This is a genomic window from Myxococcus sp. AM010, assembly GCF_013372585.1.
In the GTDB taxonomy this organism is placed as follows: domain Bacteria; phylum Myxococcota; class Myxococcia; order Myxococcales; family Myxococcaceae; genus Myxococcus; species Myxococcus vastator.
In genome coordinates this window covers 1-18,151 of the sequence record NZ_JABXEO010000034.1, presented here as the reverse complement: position 1 = coordinate 18,151, position 18,151 = coordinate 1, and the positions used below count along the sequence as shown (strand labels likewise).

19 protein-coding genes are annotated in these 18,151 nt (G+C 70.2%); 13 read left to right on the top strand and 6 right to left on the bottom strand.

The genetic code is table 11. From position 1 onward, the window contains the following. The gene (locus tag HV826_RS17300; protein ID WP_176418133.1) at positions 1–1,014 is read right to left on the bottom strand and encodes a DUF2157 domain-containing protein; all 1,014 of its coding nucleotides are present in this window, start codon (positions 1,012–1,014) and stop codon (positions 1–3) included. 196 nt (positions 1,015–1,210) lie between these two features. Between HV826_RS17300 and HV826_RS17295 the strand changes: the two genes are divergently transcribed. Then, entirely contained in the window at positions 1,211–2,362 is a 1,152-nt protein-coding gene (locus HV826_RS17295) for a hypothetical protein (RefSeq protein WP_255207802.1), read from the top strand. 18 nt (positions 2,363–2,380) lie between these two features. Here the strand turns inward: HV826_RS17295 and HV826_RS17290 are convergent, their stop codons facing one another. Further along, complete coding sequence (locus tag HV826_RS17290; protein ID WP_176418132.1) at positions 2,381–2,887, bottom strand: ureidoglycolate lyase; 507 nt, start codon at positions 2,885–2,887, stop codon at positions 2,381–2,383. Positions 2,888–2,899: 12 nt separating this feature from the next. Beyond that, positions 2,900–4,249, bottom strand: coding sequence for a sigma 54-interacting transcriptional regulator (locus HV826_RS17285; protein WP_176418180.1), 1,350 nt, complete (start codon positions 4,247–4,249; stop codon positions 2,900–2,902). 461 nt (positions 4,250–4,710) lie between these two features. Between HV826_RS17285 and HV826_RS17280 the strand changes: the two genes are divergently transcribed. Together HV826_RS17280 and trxA are read left to right on the top strand one after the other, a co-directional pair. Then, the gene (locus HV826_RS17280) at positions 4,711–5,664 is read left to right on the top strand and encodes a hypothetical protein (RefSeq protein ID WP_176418131.1); all 954 of its coding nucleotides are present in this window, start codon (positions 4,711–4,713) and stop codon (positions 5,662–5,664) included. Positions 5,665–5,805: 141 nt separating this feature from the next. Then, on the top strand, positions 5,806–6,192 hold the full coding sequence (gene trxA, locus HV826_RS17275; protein WP_176418130.1) for a thioredoxin: 387 nt from the start codon (positions 5,806–5,808) through the stop codon (positions 6,190–6,192). A gap of 74 nt (positions 6,193–6,266) precedes the next feature. Here the strand turns inward: trxA and HV826_RS17270 are convergent, their stop codons facing one another. Together HV826_RS17270 and HV826_RS17265 are read right to left on the bottom strand one after the other, a co-directional pair. Then, on the bottom strand, positions 6,267–6,614 hold the full coding sequence (locus HV826_RS17270; protein WP_176418129.1) for a hypothetical protein: 348 nt from the start codon (positions 6,612–6,614) through the stop codon (positions 6,267–6,269). Positions 6,615–6,765: 151 nt separating this feature from the next. Then, a complete protein-coding gene (locus tag HV826_RS17265; RefSeq protein WP_176418128.1) occupies positions 6,766–7,656 on the bottom strand; it encodes an alpha/beta fold hydrolase in 891 nt (296 codons plus the stop codon). A gap of 195 nt (positions 7,657–7,851) precedes the next feature. On the opposite strand from HV826_RS17265, the gene HV826_RS17260 reads away from it, so the two are divergent. The 10 genes from HV826_RS17260 to HV826_RS17215 all read left to right on the top strand — a co-directional run bounded on the left by HV826_RS17260 (position 7,852) and on the right by HV826_RS17215 (position 17,455). Next, a complete protein-coding gene (locus HV826_RS17260; protein WP_176418127.1) occupies positions 7,852–8,841 on the top strand; it encodes a MoxR family ATPase in 990 nt (329 codons plus the stop codon). Between the two features lie 30 nt (positions 8,842–8,871). Continuing rightward, positions 8,872–9,753, top strand: coding sequence for a DUF58 domain-containing protein (locus HV826_RS17255; protein WP_176418126.1), 882 nt, complete (start codon positions 8,872–8,874; stop codon positions 9,751–9,753). Then, entirely contained in the window at positions 9,750–10,754 is a 1,005-nt protein-coding gene (locus HV826_RS17250; protein ID WP_176418125.1) for a BatD family protein, read from the top strand. The genes HV826_RS17255 and HV826_RS17250 overlap by 4 nt, the downstream gene beginning before the upstream one ends. Next, positions 10,729–11,739: a VWA domain-containing protein gene (locus HV826_RS17245; RefSeq protein WP_176418124.1), complete on the top strand. Its 1,011-nt coding sequence runs from the start codon at positions 10,729–10,731 to the stop codon at positions 11,737–11,739. The genes HV826_RS17250 and HV826_RS17245 overlap by 26 nt, the downstream gene beginning before the upstream one ends. Further along, positions 11,736–12,797, top strand: a complete 1,062-nt coding sequence (locus tag HV826_RS17240; RefSeq protein ID WP_176418123.1) for a VWA domain-containing protein — start codon at positions 11,736–11,738, stop codon at positions 12,795–12,797. Before HV826_RS17245 ends, HV826_RS17240 begins: the two co-directional genes overlap by 4 nt. Next, positions 12,794–13,804, top strand: a complete 1,011-nt coding sequence (locus HV826_RS17235; protein ID WP_176418122.1) for a tetratricopeptide repeat protein — start codon at positions 12,794–12,796, stop codon at positions 13,802–13,804. The genes HV826_RS17240 and HV826_RS17235 overlap by 4 nt, the downstream gene beginning before the upstream one ends. Next, positions 13,788–15,674 (top strand): BatD family protein, encoded by a 1,887-nt coding sequence (locus HV826_RS17230; RefSeq protein ID WP_176418121.1) that lies wholly within the window; start codon positions 13,788–13,790, stop codon positions 15,672–15,674. The genes HV826_RS17235 and HV826_RS17230 overlap by 17 nt, the downstream gene beginning before the upstream one ends. Continuing rightward, positions 15,671–16,381 carry a tetratricopeptide repeat protein gene (locus HV826_RS17225; protein WP_176418120.1) on the top strand — a complete coding sequence of 237 codons (711 nt, stop codon included), beginning with the start codon at positions 15,671–15,673 and terminating at the stop codon, positions 16,379–16,381. Before HV826_RS17230 ends, HV826_RS17225 begins: the two co-directional genes overlap by 4 nt. A gap of 106 nt (positions 16,382–16,487) precedes the next feature. Then, entirely contained in the window at positions 16,488–16,856 is a 369-nt protein-coding gene (locus HV826_RS17220) for a hypothetical protein (protein ID WP_368670943.1), read from the top strand. A 191-nt stretch (positions 16,857–17,047) separates the two neighbouring features. Then, a complete protein-coding gene (locus HV826_RS17215; protein ID WP_176418118.1) occupies positions 17,048–17,455 on the top strand; it encodes a response regulator in 408 nt (135 codons plus the stop codon). A 1-nt stretch (position 17,456) separates the two neighbouring features. Here the strand turns inward: HV826_RS17215 and HV826_RS17210 are convergent, their stop codons facing one another. Continuing rightward, the gene (locus HV826_RS17210; RefSeq protein ID WP_163780136.1) at positions 17,457–17,783 is read right to left on the bottom strand and encodes a PilZ domain-containing protein; all 327 of its coding nucleotides are present in this window, start codon (positions 17,781–17,783) and stop codon (positions 17,457–17,459) included. Positions 17,784–18,151 lie beyond the last annotated feature (368 nt).

Sequence of the window (18,151 nt, the reverse complement as noted above, 5' to 3'; positions counted from 1 at the left end):
TCAGGACTCCTCCGTGGCGCCGGTGACGCGGGCTTCGTGCCGCAGCCACCACACCGCGAGCGCCACCTGGGCGATGACGAAGAGCGGCAGCACGAAGAGGCCCAGGACCTCCACGTCCTGGTAGGAATCGAAGACGACGCTGACGGCGCCGGAGGTCAGGAGCGTCATCCCGCTCACCGCGCCGAGCGTGAGCATGAACAGCTCGCCCTTCAGGTGCCGGTGCAGGGCATATTCGGCCGCGAGCGAGGCCAGGACCAGGAGGAGCGCCACCACGGCGCCCGCGGGGGCTCCCGACGGGTGCATGATGAATGGCACCGAGGCGACGAGCACCGGGGCCACCGCCATCACCGCCAGCACCCGAGGCACCCAGCGCGCCTGGAGCCAGGACACGCGCAGGTTGGCGAAGTGCTCGTAGGTGGCCCAGGTGAAGCCGTTGAGCCCGCCCAGCACCACCGCCAGCCAGTACGTCTGGTCCGGCTCCGTCTCCAGCACCTGGTCCCAGAAGAGGATGACGCCGGTGTTGACCAGCACCAGCGCCAGCAGCCCCAGGGGCGCGAAGCGGGATGCGGCCACCCAGGGCAGGATGAGCACGGCCCAGCCGATGAACAGCTCATACGGGTCCGCGCCCGTCTGATACGCCTGCCCGTACACGGCCAGCAGCGCGCCCACGAGCACCGAGGCCGCCAGCAGTGACAGCTGGCCTCCCAGCGTCGCGCCTTGCCTCCAGGCGCCCACGGCCGCGCCGGTGATGGCCGCCGCGATGAGGCCCAGCTTCGCGAAGCGGTGCATGTCCGCCCAGTTGTACGCGAAGAAGTAGATGACGCCCGCGAGCACCAGCAGCCCGCCCAGGCCCATCAGCGTGGTGGACAGGAAGCGCCGCCAGTCCTGCCGAGGCGGGGTGGCCACGGACAGGTGCAGCGCGCGCTCCAGGGTGGTCGGCGTCAGGACGCCAGCGTCCGCGAGTGCCCGGAGTCGTTCCGGCGTCGCGTCAAGGTCGAGCAAGGGTTTCAACACGGGCGCAGTCTAGCTGTCCGGCGGGGTGGCGCGTCCATCGGCGTGCCTTCGCCCGGCGAAATCGTCGTGGGTGGAGGACCCGAAAATCCCGCGCCTTTCGTATCTGTCTTCGAGGGCGATGGACGGATGGACGGGCCTGGGGCCCGTACCGCCGCCTCGCTCGCCAATCCACAGAAAGGTTTCAACCGTGCGCTCAATGATGAAGCGGCTCTCCCTGGGTGTGTGCATTTCCACGTCGATGGCGTTGCTGGGGTGCGGCGGCGAGCCGATGGACGCCAACGCCATGGCGGACTTGTCGCTGCCCGAGGAGGCCGTGGGCACCACCGCGTCCGCGGTGGAGACGGCCAGTGACTTCCGCATTCGCACCGCCAACCGCTACGCGGGCATCCATGGCTACGCGGCGGGCTTCGGCAACTTCCATGAGGCCAACTACGGCGCGGGCGTGGTGCGTGGCACCATCCTGCTCAAGCCGGGCACCCTGGCGCACTACCTCGCGGTGCCCCGCTCCGCGCTGGGCAACACGGCGCTGAGCGACATCCCGGAGCTGTTCCGCCGCGCGCAGGACTACGGCAACGCGCACGGATTGGGTATCGCGCTGCCCGCGTTCGAGCAGGGCCTCAACGGCTCCATCGTGGAGTATGGCATCAACTTCCTCCACCCCAGCGTCGTCGAGTTCCGCGACGTCCCCGGCTGGGCCATTGGCTACCCGAACGTGAATGACGCTGGGGCGATGATGCGCGCCGCCAACGACTACGCCTCCGCGAACGGCTTCTCCGCGGGCCTGCCCACCTTCCACTCCGCCACGTACAACGGCACGCAGGTGTACGGCATGCACCTCGTCCACGCGGGCTACGCCGACTCGCGGGACGTGCTCGCGGACGTGCTGGCCATGCAGGACCGCTTCAGCTCCGACGCCGCCACCGTCACGGGCGCCAACTGGGCCCGGACGCTGCGGCGCCACGAGGCCGCGCAGGACGCCATCCAGACCTGCACCCACCTGACCAACCTGGAGAAGTCCGGGCTGCGCAATGCCTACCGCAAGGCCATCCACCACACGGGCACGAATGAGGCCGGCATCAACGCGCGGGCGGAGTTGGGTGGAGACGATGTATGGATCAACTTCGGCGTGCTCTTCCCGCAGGGGGACACGGAGATTGCCCAGACGCTCATCCACGAGATGATGCACATCGCCGGTTACTCGCACCCGGACCGCCGCGACGGCATCGACACGCCGTATGACGGGGGCCCGTACTACAACTCCGCGCCGCTGCGCGCCGAGCTGTGCATCGCGGGCTTCCAGAGCATCCACTCGACGCGCGAGTCCAGCCGCGAGCTCCAGGAGCGCTGACGTCCAGCAGGGGTCGCGTCAGTCGCTGGTGACGAGCAGCGGCGTGGTGAGGGGGCGCTCCTCGCAGTCCAGGGGCGTCCCGTCCTCCCACGCCAGCATCAGCAGGTCCGCGGGGCCATCCAGCGCGATGATGGGGTGGTGCCACTGGCCGGGGCGGTAATTCACGCCCTGGCCCGGGCCGCACACGAAGGCTTGCAGCCGGTCCAGGTCCGGCTCGCCGCGCGCGTCGTCCGGACACACGACGACCAGGAAGCGCTGGCACGCGAGCGCCACGAACAGCTGCGTGGAGCAGGGGTGGCGCTCCAGCAGGCGCACCTCGAAGGGCAGGGACTTCGCCACGGAGCGGAACACCGCCAGGTTGGGCGCTGCCTGGGGCCGCGTGCCCGTCAGGTTCGCCACCTGGTCATACCGCGTGGCCGTGCCCTGGTTGGCGCTGTTGCCCCCCGCGAGCTCCAGCCCGATGACGTCGCCGAAGGGCGCGAAGGACTCCTTCGTGAGTGGTCGTGCGCGGATGGGCAAGCTCATGCGGTGTCTCCCTCAGTCCCGTGAGTCGTCGTCGTCCACGAGCATCATCCCGTGCTTCGTGAGCAGCTTGCGCAGGTACACCCGGGCGATGCCCGCCTCGCGGGCCGCGCGGGAGATGTTCCGGTCGCAGCGCGCGATGAGGCCCTGGAGGTAGTCCCGCTCGAACACTTCGATGAGCCGCTCCTTGGCCTCCTTGAAGGGCAGCTCCGCGTCGAGCGCCCCTTGCGGCCTCCGGGTCGAACCCGAGCGGGCCTCCATGGGCGGCAGGGTGTCCTCGCCCAGGTGGATGGCCTGCTCCACCACGTTGCGCAGCTCGCGCACGTTGCCGGGCCAGGGGTACTGGGCCAGCAGGGCGCGCGTCTGCTCGGACAGCGCGCTGGGCGGGCGGCCCAGCCGCTCCAGCATGGCGTCAATGAGCAGCGGCAAATCGTCCACCCGCTCCCGCAGCGGCGGTGGGACGACCTTGAGCACCGCCAGCCGGTGATAGAGGTCCTTGCGGAACCGGCCCTGCTGCACGGCCTGCTCCAGGTCGACGTGCGTGGCCGCGACGACGCGCATGTCCACCGTGCGGTAGTCGTTGGCGCCCACGCGCTTCACCTGCCGGCGCTCCAGCACGCGCAGGAGCCGGGGTTGCAACTCCAGCGGCAGCTCGCCGATTTCATCCAGGAAGACGGTGCCCCCCTGGGCACGCTCGAAGGCCCCGGCGCGCTCGGCCTGGGCCCCCGTGAAGGCGCCCTTCACGTGTCCGAAGAGCTCCGACTCCATCAAGGAGGGCGGAATCCCGGCGATGTCCACGATGATGAAGGGCCCACTGGCCCGCGGGCCTTCCTGGTGGAGCGCCTCCGCGCACAGCTCCTTGCCCGTCCCCGTCTCGCCCTGGACGAGCACGTCCCCGCCGCCCGCGGCCACCCGCTCCAGGACGGTGAACAGCTCGCGCATCCGCCCGCTGGCACCCACGAGCGCGCCGAAGCTCCGCCGCGACGACAGCGGCATGGGCCGCTCCCGTGAGTCCTCTGGCACCACCTTGAGCACGACGGTGCCCAGCGTCAGCGACGCCCCGGGCCGCACCTCCAGCTCGGTGAAGCGCACCCCTTCATGGAAGGAGCCGTTGCGCGAGCCCAGGTCGGTGGCCACCACCCGCTCGTCCGACACCTCCAACTGAAGGTGCCGCCGGGACACGACGCGGTCCGTCAGGACGATGTCGCACGTGGAGGACGTGCCGAGCCGGAGCACCCCCGGGCGCAGGACGTGGCTGTGTCCCGCCTGCTCCCCGGAGAGCACCAGCAGCTTCAACCGCAAGGGGCCGCGCCGCGCCACCGGGACGGGCGCCGTCTGGACCAGCGCGTCCACCTCCGTGTCCATGTCACCTGGTTCCGCCACGGCGCGCAGGCTACCACCTCGCCCATGCGGGGGAGGGGGTGACAACTGTTGTTGCCACCTGACAACCGCGGTTATCAGGCCTGCCGGAGCGCCATTCCGGGCGTCCTCCTCCAGGCGTGTGCCTCGCCCTGGCTCCGACGGCGCTGGCGGGCCCTGGCACACCGACTGCAGTGACCTGGCTCCGCTTCGAGAACGACACCACCGAGCCGCCCACCCGCGATGTCTTGCCTTGAATGGCCAGACACCTCGCGGGCGGGCTTGTTTGTTTTTGATTCGGGCTCGTCCCAATCGGAAGCGCGCGAAAACAAATAAAAACACCGCGCGAAACACCGCACGTATCCGACAGAGAATGTTCATGTAGTCAGCGCGCGGGGCTTTCGGCTGAAACGGCCACCTGCCCCCAATTCAAACCATTGTAGCAATCACTATCAGGAGTCACGACCATGAGCCTGTCCATCGCGAAGTCCATTCAGTGCAACGGCTTCTCCGGCAACACCCGTGGCTGCGGCCCCACGGACCGCTACCAGGCGGCCTACCAGTCGATGGACCCGTCCAAGGCGGCGCAGACGGTGCTCAAGCACTTCGACGCCATCGAGGGCGTGGGCATGAACGCCAGCGGCAAGGGCGCTGGGGACAACAACATCGGGACGTCGGAGCTCAAGCGCGTGGCGGACCCGAACAGCGGCTTCCCTCCCGAGGTCCGCGCCGCCGCGAAGTGGGTGCTCGACCATCCCATCGCCCTGCGCTCGCTGGACCAGGGCGCCAGCAAGGCCCATGGCGGCAACAACGAGGTGCACCTGAGCAAGGCGGACCTCCAGGCGCGCGCGGGCAATGCCGCGGACTGCGGGGCTCCGCAGCGGCCTGTCCTCCCGCAGCGTCCGCCGCTGTGCGGCTCCGGGTTCGGAGGAGGCTTCGGCGGCGGAGTCGGTGGCCCGGGCGGCCTGCCCAACCCCCACCGTCCCAACCTGCCGCCGCGGCTGGACCTGTGCGGTCCTCAGTCCCGCCCGCCCTTCGGCGCTGGCCGCCAGGAGCCCATGGACGTCTACAAGGCGGCCCAGACGCTCAAGGACCACTTCCACTTCGCCGAGGGCGTGGGCATGAACGCCAGCGGCAACGGCGCCGGGGACAACAACATCGGCATGTCGGAGCTCAAGCGCGTGGCGGACCCGAGCAGCGGCGCGCCGAAGGAGCTCCGTGAGGCGGCGCAGTTCCTCATCAACCACCCCACGGCGCTGCGCTCGGTGGACCAGGGCGCCAGCAAGTCCAAGTCCAGCAAGGAGGTCCACATCAGCCTCCAGGACCTGGAGTCCTTCACGGCGAAGGCGCCCCGCCGCGAGACGCAGTCCAACCGCCTGGACCTGGCGCAGTTCATGGGCCGGGCGAGCATCTGGGGCTGAGTTCGCCCGCTGCCCCGGCTGCCCACCCGTCACGGGCCGCCGTGGCGCGCTGAAGGTGACTGGGAGCCGGGCCCTGGGGGGCGCCCGGCTTGCCACCTCCTGACACTGGCGCCTCCGGGGGGGAGGGCCCAGTGTCAGGGCATGGCAACCATCGACATCACCAAAGCCAACTTCAAGGAACTCGTCTCGAAGGAGGGAATCGTCCTCCTCGACTGGTGGGCCGAGTGGTGCGCACCGTGCCGCACCTTCGCGCCTGTGTTCGAACAGGCGAGCACGAAGAATCCGGACCTCGTCTTCGGCAAGCTCGACACCGACGCGGAGGTGGAGCTCGCGGGGGCTTTCGCCATCCGCTCCATCCCCACGCTGATGGTCTTCCGTGACGGCATCATGTTGTTCGAACAAGCGGGAGCGCTGCCGGCCAATGCGCTGGATGACCTCATCCGCCAGGTGCGCGCGCTCGACATGAACGAGGTGCGTCAACAACTGGTGGAGCGCCAGGTACAGCAGGGCGCGCCGCCCCAGGCCTGAGACGGCACACCGCTGTCCAGCGCGAAGACGGGCGGAGCCTCCCGGGGGGAGAGGTCTTCCGCCACGTCTTCGTTTCAGCTCAGGACCTGCACCTTGCCGTGGTCGTCGCAGTGGCCGTCGTGCGGGTGATGCAGGTGACCTTCCACGAGATAGTCCATGTGGTCCCCGTGCGGCACGGCCACATGGCCACACGAGGGACCGTGACGGTGCGTGGCCTCATGGGCACCACAGGCGTGCTGCGGCGTGCATTGCGCGGGGTTGCGCGCGTCCTCGGAGAGGGTGCACTCGTCGGTGTGGTCCGAGTGCGGGTGGTGCAGGTGCCCGTCGTGCAGATAGTCCACGTGGTCCTGGTGCTGGATGGCGGGATGGCCACAGCCCTTGGCGTGGACGTGGTCATGGTGCGCGTGCATCTTGTGATTCATGGCAGCCTCCCTGGCGGTGGTGTCCGCGCGGGACACGGCGGGACGGTTGCCATCCAGGAAGGCCAGGACAAGCGCCGCCAGGACGAACCCCGACCGCCGGACCAGCCCGTGTCACCTGGACGCCGTCGGGCGGCTGCGCGCCGTGCGCCCGTCAAGGCTCCTGAGGCGCGGCGAGGAACGCCTTCAACTCCGGGAGCACGCGCTCCGGGCGCTCCTGGTGGGGGCTGTGGCCCGCGTCCAGGCGCAGGAGCCGGGCGTTGGGGAGGCGCCGCGCCGCCTGCTCGGCAATGGAGACGGGCAGGGTGTCCTCGCGCTCGCCCCAGACGAGCAGCACCGGCGCCGTCAAGGCGTCGAGCTTCTCCGCGCGATGGAAGACGGGGCCCGCCACGGGTACGAGCCGGTTGAAGGCCCGGGTGGCCTCAAGGCTGGCACCCGGGCGGGTGAGCAGCTCATACTCCAGGGCGCCCAGCCGCTCACCCAGCGGCGTCGGAGGGGGCGGCATCATCTGGGCCCAGGCCCAGGGGCCCAGCGAGCGCGCCAGCCGTTCGGGACCGGCGCGGAAGAAGAGGCGGGCCTTTCGTGTCATCTCCGGCCCCAGGCCCATGGCGTCCACGAGGGCCAGCCGCTCCACGGGCACCCGGCCGCGCAGCGCGAGCTCCAGCGCCACGAGCCCGCCCAGCGAGTGGCCCACCACGGCCACCGGGCCCGGGGCGAGCTGGGACAACAGCGCCTCGATGGGGGCGGTGAAGAAGGCCGCCGCGTCCTCGCCGGTGGCCAGCGGGCCTTCGGGGGGGGACGACATGCCGAAGCCCGGCAGGTCCACCGCCAGCACACGGTGTCCCCGGGCCAGGACCGTCAGGTAGGTGAACCACTGGGAGGCCGCGCCGCCTCGCCCGTGGAGCAGCACCACCGTGGGGCCGGCGCCCGCCTCCAGGACCCGGAGGGCCCCGCCGCCCGGCATCCAGTGAACCGTCACGACCACCGCGGGGGCCAACTGGGCCAGCAGCGCGGCCTCCACCGGCCCCACCGAGGGGGCCTTCATGCCGGCGTCCTCGACACCGCCGTCCGCCGGGAGTGGAACAGGGGTTGGCGTGGCGGCTGTGAGTGGTACATGGGGAGGACACTCCAGGAGGGGCGGACGGGCGGGCAACATACTGGAATGCGTGGCCCTCAGCGGTGTTGAGCCGGATACCCTGTAAACCCTAGGCTGCCCGCCGCCAGTCCGACACGAGGCGACATGAACACCGACATTCGCGCGCTCACCGAACGCGTGCAGCAGGAAAGCAGCTTCGTCGAGGTCCTCAACCAGGAAACCAGCAAGGTCATCGTCGGGCAGCGCTACATGCTGGAGCGCATCCTCATTGGCCTGCTGTGCAACGGACACGTGCTGCTGGAGGGCGTGCCCGGCCTCGCCAAGACGCTCACGGTGCGCACCGTGGCGGATTCGCTCAACGCCACCTTCATGCGCATCCAGTTCACCCCGGACCTGCTGCCCGCGGACGTGGTGGGCACCATGATCTACAACCAGCAGGCGGCGAACTTCACCGTCCGCAAGGGCCCCATCTTCGCCAACATCGTGCTCGCGGACGAAATCAACCGCGCCCCGGCGAAGGTGCAGTCCGCGCTCCTGGAGGCCATGGCCGAGCGCCAGGTCACCATCGGCGACCAGTCCTTCCCGTTGCCCACGCCCTTCCTGGTGCTGGCGACGCAGAACCCCATTGAGCAGGAGGGCACCTACCCGCTGCCCGAGGCGCAGGTGGACCGCTTCATGCTCAAGGTGAAGGTGGGCTACCCGACGCGTGATGAAGAGAAGATCATCATGGACCGGATGTCCGGCGGCTCGTCGCCGCGCGCCCAGCGGGTCATCGACCTGCAGCACCTGGTTCGTGCGCGCGAGCTCGTCCACCACATCTACATGGACGAGAAGGTGAAGGAGTACATCCTCAACGTGGTGTTCGCCACGCGTGAGCCTGGCAAGTACGGCCTCAAGGATTTGGCGGACTACATCCAGTTCGGCGCGTCGCCGCGCGCCACCATCGCGCTGGCCCAGGCGGCGCGCGCGCACGCCTTCCTGCGCCACCGCGGCTTCGTCACGCCCGAAGACGTGAAGGCCATTGCCTTCGACGTGCTCCGCCACCGCGTCGCCATGACGTACGAGGCGGAGGCCGAGGACCTCACGCCGGAGAAGATCATCCAGCGCGTGTTCGACCGCGTCGAAGTCCCCTGACCCTTCCTCCCCAAGCCCGCCAGGCGCCCCGTGCTTCCCAAGGACCTCATCCGCCGCATCCGCAAGCTGGAGATTCGCACCCGCAAGGTGGTCTCCGACATGCTCGCCGGCCAGTACCACTCGGTCTTCAAGGGCCGGGGCATGGCCTTCTCCGAGGTGCGCCAGTACCAGCCCGGTGACGAGATTCGCATCATCGACTGGAACGTCACCGCGCGCATGGACGAGGCCTACGTCAAGGTCTTCACCGAGGAGCGCGAGCTGACGGTGATGCTGGTGGTGGACGTCTCCGCGTCGAAGGAGTTCGGCTCGCGCGAGCGCACCAAGTCGGAGATCGCCGCGGAGGTGGCGGCGCAGATCGCCTTCAGCGCCATCGCCAACAATGACAGGGTGGGGCTCGTCCTCTTCTCGGACCGGGTGGAGAAGGTGGTGCCGCCGCGCAAGGGCCGCACGCATGTGCTGCGGCTGGTGAGCGACATCCTCACGTTCCAGCCGCAGGGGCGGGGGACGGACCTGTCCGCGGGGCTCAACTACCTGACGCGGGTGGCGAAGCGGAAGGCGGTGACGTTCCTCATCTCCGACTTCCAGGCGCGCGACTACGAGAAGCCGCTGCGGCTGGTGGGGCGCAAGCACGACCTGGTGCCGGTGGTGGTGGCGGACCCGTTGGAGGAGGCCTTCCCCCGGCTGGGGCTGGTGGACATGGAGGACCCGGAGACGGGCGAGCGCTTCGTCGTCGACACCAGCGACCCGCGCGTGCGGGGGCGCTTCGCCCGGGCCATGCAGGCCGCGCGCGACGAGCGGCGCAAGCTGTTCAAGAAGCTGGAGCTGGACCACGTGGAGCTGCGCGCGGGTGATGACCACGGCAAGGCGCTGGCGAACTTCTTTCGCGCGCGGGCTCGGAGGATGGCGGCATGAACCGGCGCATCCCCTTGCTGGCGGTGTGGCTCGTGGTGGCGGCTCCGGTGGTGGCGGCTCCGGCGTGGGCCCAGGCCCCTGCGCCAGAGGCCGCGGCGACGGAGCAGGTCGAACCCCAGCACCTGTCCGTGCGGCTGGAGCCGCAGCAGGTCCGCATTGGCGACCCCTTCGTCTACGAGGTGGTCATCACCCATCCGAAGGACCACCGCTATGAGCTGAAGGTGCCCCAGGAGACGGGGGACTTCGAGTTCCTGGACCAGACGCGCCAGCGCCAGGACGGGCCGGACTCGGCGACCACCACCTTCCGGGTGCGGATGTCCGCCTTCGCCCTGGGCTCGGTGACGGTGCCGGCGCTGCCCTTCGACGTGGCCACGCCGGAGGGGCCCAAGGCGTTCACGGTGCCGGGCCGCGCGGTGGACGTGACGTCCACGCTGCCGCCGGACGCGGACGGGCAGGGCGCGGACCTCTTCGACTACAAGCCGCCGGAGGAGGTGCCCATCCGTTCGTGGCGCCTGGTGCTCACGGTGCTGGGCGTGCTGGCGGCGGCGCTGCTGGCGTGGGTGCTCTTCCGCTGGTGGAGGAACCGGCCCAGGCACGTGGAGGTGGTGCCGGTGCTGCCCCTGGACGTGCGCACCCGCAAGGCGTTGGACGCGCTGAAGGCGGAGGATTTGCCCTCGCGCGGCCGGGTGAAGGACTTCTATTTCCGGCTGTCCGAAATCGTCCGTGGCTATCTGGGCGAGCGCTACGGCTTCGAGGCGCTGGAGTGCACCAGCTCCGAGCTGATGGCGTCGCTGCGGCGCATGTCCACGCCGGGGCTGCCAGAGGACAAGCTGATGCGCTTCGTGTCCGAGTCGGACATGGTGAAGTACGCGCGCGCGGATTCCTCGGCCGACGCCTGCCGCGACGCGCTGGCCTTCGGCTACTCGCTCATCGACACGACGTACGTTCCGCCACCGCCGCCCCAGGCTCCCGACAATGCCGCCGCTCCCCGCGTTCAATAACCCAGAGGCGCTCTGGGGGCTGCTGCTCGTGCCGCTGCTGCTCTGGCAGGCCTGGCGGGAGCGGCGCGCCCGCGCCACGCTGCGCTTCTCCGCGGCGCATGTCTTCGCCCACAGTGGCCGCGGCCTGCGCACGTACCTGCTGCCGCTGCTGCCGCTGTTGCGCGTGGCGGCGGTGGCGGCGGCGGTGCTGGCCATCGCCCGGCCGCAGGTGCGCGACTCGCGCGTGCGGGACTTGTCGGTGGAGGGCATCGACATCGTGGTGGCGTTGGACCTGTCCACGTCGATGGAGGCCGGTGACTTCCGTCCGCAGAACCGCATGCACGTCGCCAAGGAAGTGCTGAGCGAGTTCATCGCCAACCGGGTGAACGACCGCATCGGCCTGGTGGTGTTCGCGGGCGCGGCGTACACGCAGGCGCCGCTGACGCTGGACTACGGCGTGCTGAAGGAAGTGGTGAAGCAACTGCGCACGCGCGTGCTGGAGGACGGCACCGCCATTGGTGACGCGCTGGCCACGTCCCTCAACCGCCTGCGGGACTCGGAGGCGAAGAGCCGGGTGGTGGTGCTCATCACCGACGGCGACAACAACTCCGGGAAGATCTCGCCCATGGACTCGGCGAACATGGCCCAGGCGCTGAGGGTGCCCATCTACACGATTCTGGTGGGCAAGGGCGGCAAGGTGCCCTTCCCGCAGGGCACGGACCTGTTCGGCAACACCGTGTGGCGCGACACGGAGATTCCCATCAACCCGGAGCTGATGCAGGACATCGCGGACCGGACCGGCGGCGAGTACTACCGCGCCACGGACCCGGAGCAGCTGCGGGAGGGACTCCAGAAGGTGCTGGACTCGCTGGAGCGCTCGAAGCTGATGGAGGGCGGCGCCAGCGCCACCTACCGCGAGGAGTTCCATCCCTTCCTCCTGGCCGCCTTCGGCCTCGCCGCGCTGGAGCTGCTCCTGCGCGCCTCCTTCCTGAGGGTCTTCCCGTGACGCCCGTGGAACCCTGGCGCTTCACTGTGCTCGGTTACCAGGCGGGGCTCGCGCAGCCCTTGTTCCTGCTGCTGGTGCTCGTGGGCGTGACGTTGGGCCTGCTCGCGCTGGTGGGGGCGCTGCGGCGCCGCTCGCGCGTGCGGGCGCTGCTGCATGAGCGCCACGCGGAGCGCTTCACGCCGGGCGTGTCGGTGTGGCGTCCGGCCACGCGGGGCGGGCTGTACGGCCTGGGGCTGGCGCTCTTCGGCTTCGCGCTGGCGCAGCCGCAGTGTGGCACCAAGAGCGAGCTGACGAAGCGGCGCGGCATCGACGTGGTGGTGGCGCTGGACGCCTCCAAGTCCATGCTGGCGCGGGACATCCAGCCCAGCCGCCTGGAGCGCGCGAAGCTGGAGCTGACCACGCTGCTGGACGAGCTGAAGGGTGACCGCGTGGGCCTGGTGGTGTTCGCGGGGGATGCGTTCATCCAGTCCCCGCTCACGTCGGACTACTCGGCGGTGAAGCTGTTTTTGCGCGCGGTGGACCCGGACGTGATGCCCCAGGGCGGCACCAACGTGGGCGCGGCGCTGCGGCTGGCGCGGCAGGTGCTGGAGAACGCGGACCGCGGCTCGAAGGAGCGCGTGGTCGTCCTGCTGACGGACGGTGAGGACCTGGTGGGCGACGTGGGGGAGGCCACCGAGGCGCTGAAGGACGCGGGCGTGCAGGTGCTGGCGGTGGGCGTGGGCTCGGAATCCGGTGAGCCCATCCCCGTCTTCGACCGGCGCGGCGCGTTCGTGGACTACAAGAAGGACGCTGCGGGGGAGACGGTGATTACGCGGCTGGACCGGGCGGGGCTGACGGCCATCGCCGATGCCACCGGGGGCACCTTCTACTTCCAGCCCCGTGGCGTGGCCATGTCGCAGGTGGTGGAGCGCATCGACCAGATGCAGAAGAGTGAGCTGGAGAGCCGGGTGACGGTCCGCTACGACGAGCGCTTCCAGTCGTTCGCCATTCCGGGGCTGGCCTTGCTGGCGCTGGGCATGTTGCTCTTGCCGTCGTCGCGCCGGAGGCCGTCACCATGAGCGCCGCGAGGACGCGCGCGGCGCGGTGGTTGGCGTGGGGCCTGGTGACGTCGCTGGCGCTGCCGTCGCCCGTGTGGGCCGCGGGGCCGCTGGAGCGGGACCACCCGCTGGTGGAGCAGGGCCGCGAGGCGTACACGGCGGGCCGCTTCGACGAAGCGCTGGAGGCGTTCGAGGCCGCGAAGAAGGAGCGCCCCAACGACGTCACGGTGGACTTCAACCGCGCGGACGCGATGGCCAAGCTGGGGCGCATCGCGGATGCGAAGGCCCTGTTCCAGTCGGTGACGGAGTCCAACCGCGCCGACCTCCGGCAGAAGGCCTGGTACAACCTGGGCAACCTGCACGCGACCACCGGAGACCGGCAGGAAGCGCTGAAGGCCTACCGGCGCGCGCTCACGCTGGACCCGCAGGACGTGCAGGCCCGCCACAACTACGAGGTGGTGCTGCGCAACCTGCCGCCGCCGCAGGACAAGGGCCAGGATGGCGGCACGGACGGCGGCAACGACGGCGGCAGTGACGGTGGGCGTCCGGATGCCGGCGAGGATGGCGGCACGAAGGGCGACGGCGGCACGCCCCAGGACGGTGGCACCGATGGTGGCTCGGACGGCGGTGCCGACGGCGGCGCGGATGGTGGCGCCAGCGATGGCGGCATGGATGGCGGTGCCGACGGTGGCGACGGCGACGGTGGCAGCGACGGCGGCTCCGACGGAGGCGCGGACGGCGGCGACCAGGGCCCGCCGGACAAGGGCGACGGGGGCGCGGACGGCGGCGCGGATGGTGGAGAGGACGACGGAGAGGGTGAGCCCCAGGACGGTGGCAGTGACGGCGGCAGCGCGGGAGAAGAAGCCTCGGAGGAATCCGAGGCGGACGGTGGCTCCAGCGAGTCGGACCTGGACCGGCAGGAGGCGGAGCGCCTGCTGGATGCGATGAAGCAGAATGAGAAGAACCTCCAGCTCTGGCGGTTCCAGCAGAAGAAGAAGCAAAGGAAGCCGAATGAGAAGGACTGGTAGCGCCCTCGGCGTGGTGTTCGCCGTGTTCGCCCTGCTGGCCACCGCGCCGGCGTGGGCGGCCTCGGACGACCTCGATTTCTACCAGACGGCGGACCGTACGGAGGTGGGCACCGAGGACACCTTCCGCCTCACGGTGGTGGTGGTGGACGCGCCCGCCAACGCGCAGGTGAAGTTGCCGGAGTCGGACGACTTCTCCGTCCTCTCCAGCTCGCGCAGCAGCCAGCGCGCCATCTCCCTGTCGGGCGGTGGCCCCGCCGTCATCCAGGACGTCACGCGGCACGTGCTGGTGATGAGGGCCAATCGCGCGGGACGGCTCAAGGTTCCACCGTCGCAAATCACGGTGCGTGGCAAGACGTACCGCACGCAGCCCGTGGAGTTGACGGTCAAGGCCGGCCGGGTGGGCGGTGCGCCGCCCGGGCAGGCGGGGCGTGGGCGGGACCGGCAGCCGGACCCCTTCGCCAGCATCCAGTCGCAGATGCAGCAGATGGAGGAGGCCTTCGGCGACATGGCGGAGGCGGACCGGCCCACGATTCCGCGTGGGGACTCCGACCTCTTCCTGCGCGCCAGCCTGGACCGGGACACCGTGTACGTGGGCGAGCAGGTGACGCTGTCGCTCTACATCTATTCGCGCGTGGACCTGTCCAGCGTGGACGCCGTCACCATGCCCAAGCTGGAGGGCTTCTGGACCGAAGAGGTGGAGAGCCCCACGCAGTTGTCGGGCGAGCAGCGCGTGGTGGACGGCATCCCGTACCGCGCCTACCTGCTGCGCCGCCGCGCCATCTTCCCGGTGAAGTCCGGCACGCTGCCTATCACCGCCGCGGAGGCGGACATCACCACCGGCTTCCTCTTCGCCGGCCACCGTGTGCACCGGGTGTCCAACGCGCTCAAGGTGAAGGTGAAGCCGCTGCCGCCCGGGGGGCCCCAGGACATGCCCAACGCGCACGTGGGCAACTGGCGGCTGTCCATGGACGTGTCCCAGACGCGCGTGGAGCTGGGCCAGCCCGTCACGGTGAAGGTCAGCCTGGAAGGGGTGGGCAACGTGAAGAACGTCACGCCCCCCGCGCTGAAGGGCCCCGCCGCGCTCAAGATTTATGACCCCACCACGACGGACAAGGTGTCGCCGCAGCGCCACCGGGTGCAGGGCCGGCGGGTGATGGAGTATCTGGTGATGCCGCAGCGCACGGGCAGCTTCACGCTGCCCGCGCTGGAGTTCACCTACTTCGACCCGCGCGCCCGCAAGTACGAGGTGGCCCGCACCGACCCCGTGACGATTACGGTGGAGGCGGGCGCGGGAGGCGCATCGTCCATCGCCTCGGCGTCGCCTCAATCTTCGTCGGACCAGGCCAACGAGCAGAAGAACGTGCTGACGGCGGGCGGCCTGCGGCCGGTGCGTTACCAGGCGCGCTTCGAGGCGCCGGGCGTGCCCGTGTGGAAGCGGGGCTTCTTCGTCCCGGCGGTGCTGGCGCCGCTGGGGCTGCTGCTGGGCGTGGCGCTGATTGGCGGCGTGCGCGGGCGGCTGGCGCTGCGCACCGAGGCGGGACGTGGGCGTCAGCAGGCGAAGGCCGCGCGCAAGCGTCTGGCGGATGCGGAGAAGCGCCAGTCCAGCGCGGACGTGGGGGCCTTCTACGGCGAGGTGGAGAAAGCGCTGCACGGCTTCCTGGAGGCGCGGCTGGGGATGCCGGTGGTGGGCCTCACCCGTGAGGTGCTCGCCGAGAAGCTGACGGCGGCGGGCGCGGATGCGGAGCGGCGCGCCAAGGTGCTCTTCGTGCTGGAGGCGTGTGACTTCGGGCGCTACGGCGGCGGGGGAAATCCGGCCGAGCGACAGAAGGTGATGGATGCCGCCGCGGCGGCCATGGAGGGCTGGGCGTGAGCGGCTACTACACGCCGGAAGAGGCGCAGGACATCTTCCTCAAGGCCAACGAGGCCTACGCGCGCGAGGACTACGCGGCGGCCAAGGAGGGCTACGAGAAGCTGCTGGCGAATGGCCAGGGTGGCCCCGACGTGCTCTACAACCTGGGCACCACGCACCTGGCGCAGGGCGACTTGGGCCGCGCGGTGCTGGCGCTCGAACAGGCCCGCAGAGAAGGGGGGCAGGCTCCAGATTTGGAGGCCAACCTCGCGGTGGCCCGGGCGCGGCAGGTGGACAAGGTGGTGGGCGCCACCGCGGAGGACGCCTTCCTGCCTCGCGTCGCGGCGGCCACGGACGGCCCGGTGGTGGCGTGGACCTTCCTGGGCACCTGGGTGGCGGCCTTCGTCCTCGTGCTGCTCTGGCGGTTGCTGGGGCGGGGCCGGCGCACGGCGGTGGGCGTGCTGGCGGTCCTGCTCTTCGCGGTGGCGGTTCCGTCAGGGTTGCTGGTGGCCACGCACGCCTACGTGGGGGCCACGGTGCACGAAGCCGTGGTGCTGGCGCCCACGCTGGTGGCGCGTGAGCTGCCTCAGCCCGGCGCCCGCTCCATCTTCGAGGTGCACGCTGGCCTCAAGGTGCGCCTGCTCGAAGAGACGGGCCGCTTCGTCCGCATCCGTCTGCCCAACGGCCTGGAGGGCTGGGCCGAGCGGGAAGGCGTGGCCGAAATCTGAGTCGCGCGCGGAGTGTGGGGGGACGCGAAAACCTGGAAATGTCCGCCATTTGGAGGGTAGACTGCCTCCGGAGGAATGGCCGGTATTGCCAGGAGGTCGTGGCCCTGTGTTTTCGGTCGAGGCACTCGTCGGCAAGAACCGGCTGATCATCCGCCTCTGGGGTGTCGTCACGGAGGAGGAAGCGCTCCAGATTGGCGATGCGTCGCTGCGCGCGCTCGAGCGGCTCCGGCCGGGGCTCGACATCCTGTCTGACCTGACGGGCGTGACGGCGCTGCCAGAGTCGGGTTCTGGTCAGATTGAGCGCGTCGTTGAAGCGGCCCGGGTCCGCGGCTTCCGCCGGGTGGTGCGCGTGGTGGGGCGCTCCGCCATGGCGGCGGTGCGGTTCCAGCGCAGCAGCCGGAACGTAGGGCACGAGGCCTACCTGGCCTTCTCCCTCGAAGAGGCGGAGCAGCTGCTGGAAGGCGGCTGGCCGTGAGCCACCATGGCTACGCCCGCCTGTCAGTCCTCCTAATCGAAAAGCAAGGCATCCAGTGTGTGTCCGGCTTACGTATGAGGGAGACGGGTGCCATTGCACAATCCGTTGCATCCTCCCTGGTGCGGCTACGCCCCGGAGGGCTATACCGCGCGCGGCGGGTGGCATTGGCATCGTGTTTCGTCCGGAGAACCATGGCTGGCAATTCCCAGGCACCCTTCCACATCCTCCTCGTCGAGGATGAGCCGGTCATCCGGGAGCTGGTGCGCTCCATGCTGAGTGACGGCACCGTGGAGGTGGCGTGCGCCGCCACGGGGCTGGAGGGCCTGAAGCTGGCCAAGAGCCAGACGTTCCACCTCATCCTGATGGATGTGGTGTTGCCGCAGCTGGACGGTATCTCCGTGTGCCGCATCCTCAAGGGGGACCCGGCCACCGCGGGGGTGCCTCTCTACATGCTCACCGCGAAGGCGAAGCGCTCCGACATGGAGAGCGCCACCCAAGCCGGGGCGGACGGCTACATCCACAAGCCCTTCCGAGGCGCCGAGCTGATGGCGCTGGTGGAGCGGCTGCGCGAAGCGGGGCCGAAGCCGGAACTGCCCTGAGTCAGGGCAGGCGCGGGTGGAGGTAGCGCGCCAGGGCGATGAGGTCGTCCCAGTCCAGCTCGCCGAACTCCAGCGCCACACCGTCCACCTCGCGGCGGCGAATCTGGCAGGTGGTGATGATTTCCCGCTCTCCGGGCAGCGGCACCGCGATGGTGAGCTCCCGCGCGGTGTCGGCCGGGTGGGCCATCAGGAACAGGCCCGCCATGGACACGTCCCGGGCGCGCACCATCACCGAGCGTCCCTTGAGGAGCACCTTCACGGGGAGGTTGGCGTCGACGCGCGGGTGAAAGCGCTCGGCAATCTGGGGGCCGCCATCGGTCGTCCTCACCGCGTTCTCCTCTTCTCCACACGACAGGGTGCAACAACTCTGAGGCACTCTGGAGCGGACGCAAGTTTCCAGTCACGGCCGCCGTCCAGCCTCCCGGACGCTCCTCCCGGTCCGCGGAGCGGTGCTGGACCCGCCCTGGCGGCTCAACGCCTGGGAATGTCAGGGGTTAGCGCTGGCACGGCGGCTGAAGTGAGGCCGGGCAACTCTCCGCAGGAGGCTGCCCGTGTCCAATGACAGTCGGATTCCCACGCTGACCATCACCCATACGGTTCCGCGTCAGACGCCGCAGAACGACTTCGGCACGGTGCTGGCGCGCGCGGCGAACGAGGTGGTGCGCTCGGGGGCGGGCCTGGTGGGCGGCATGATTC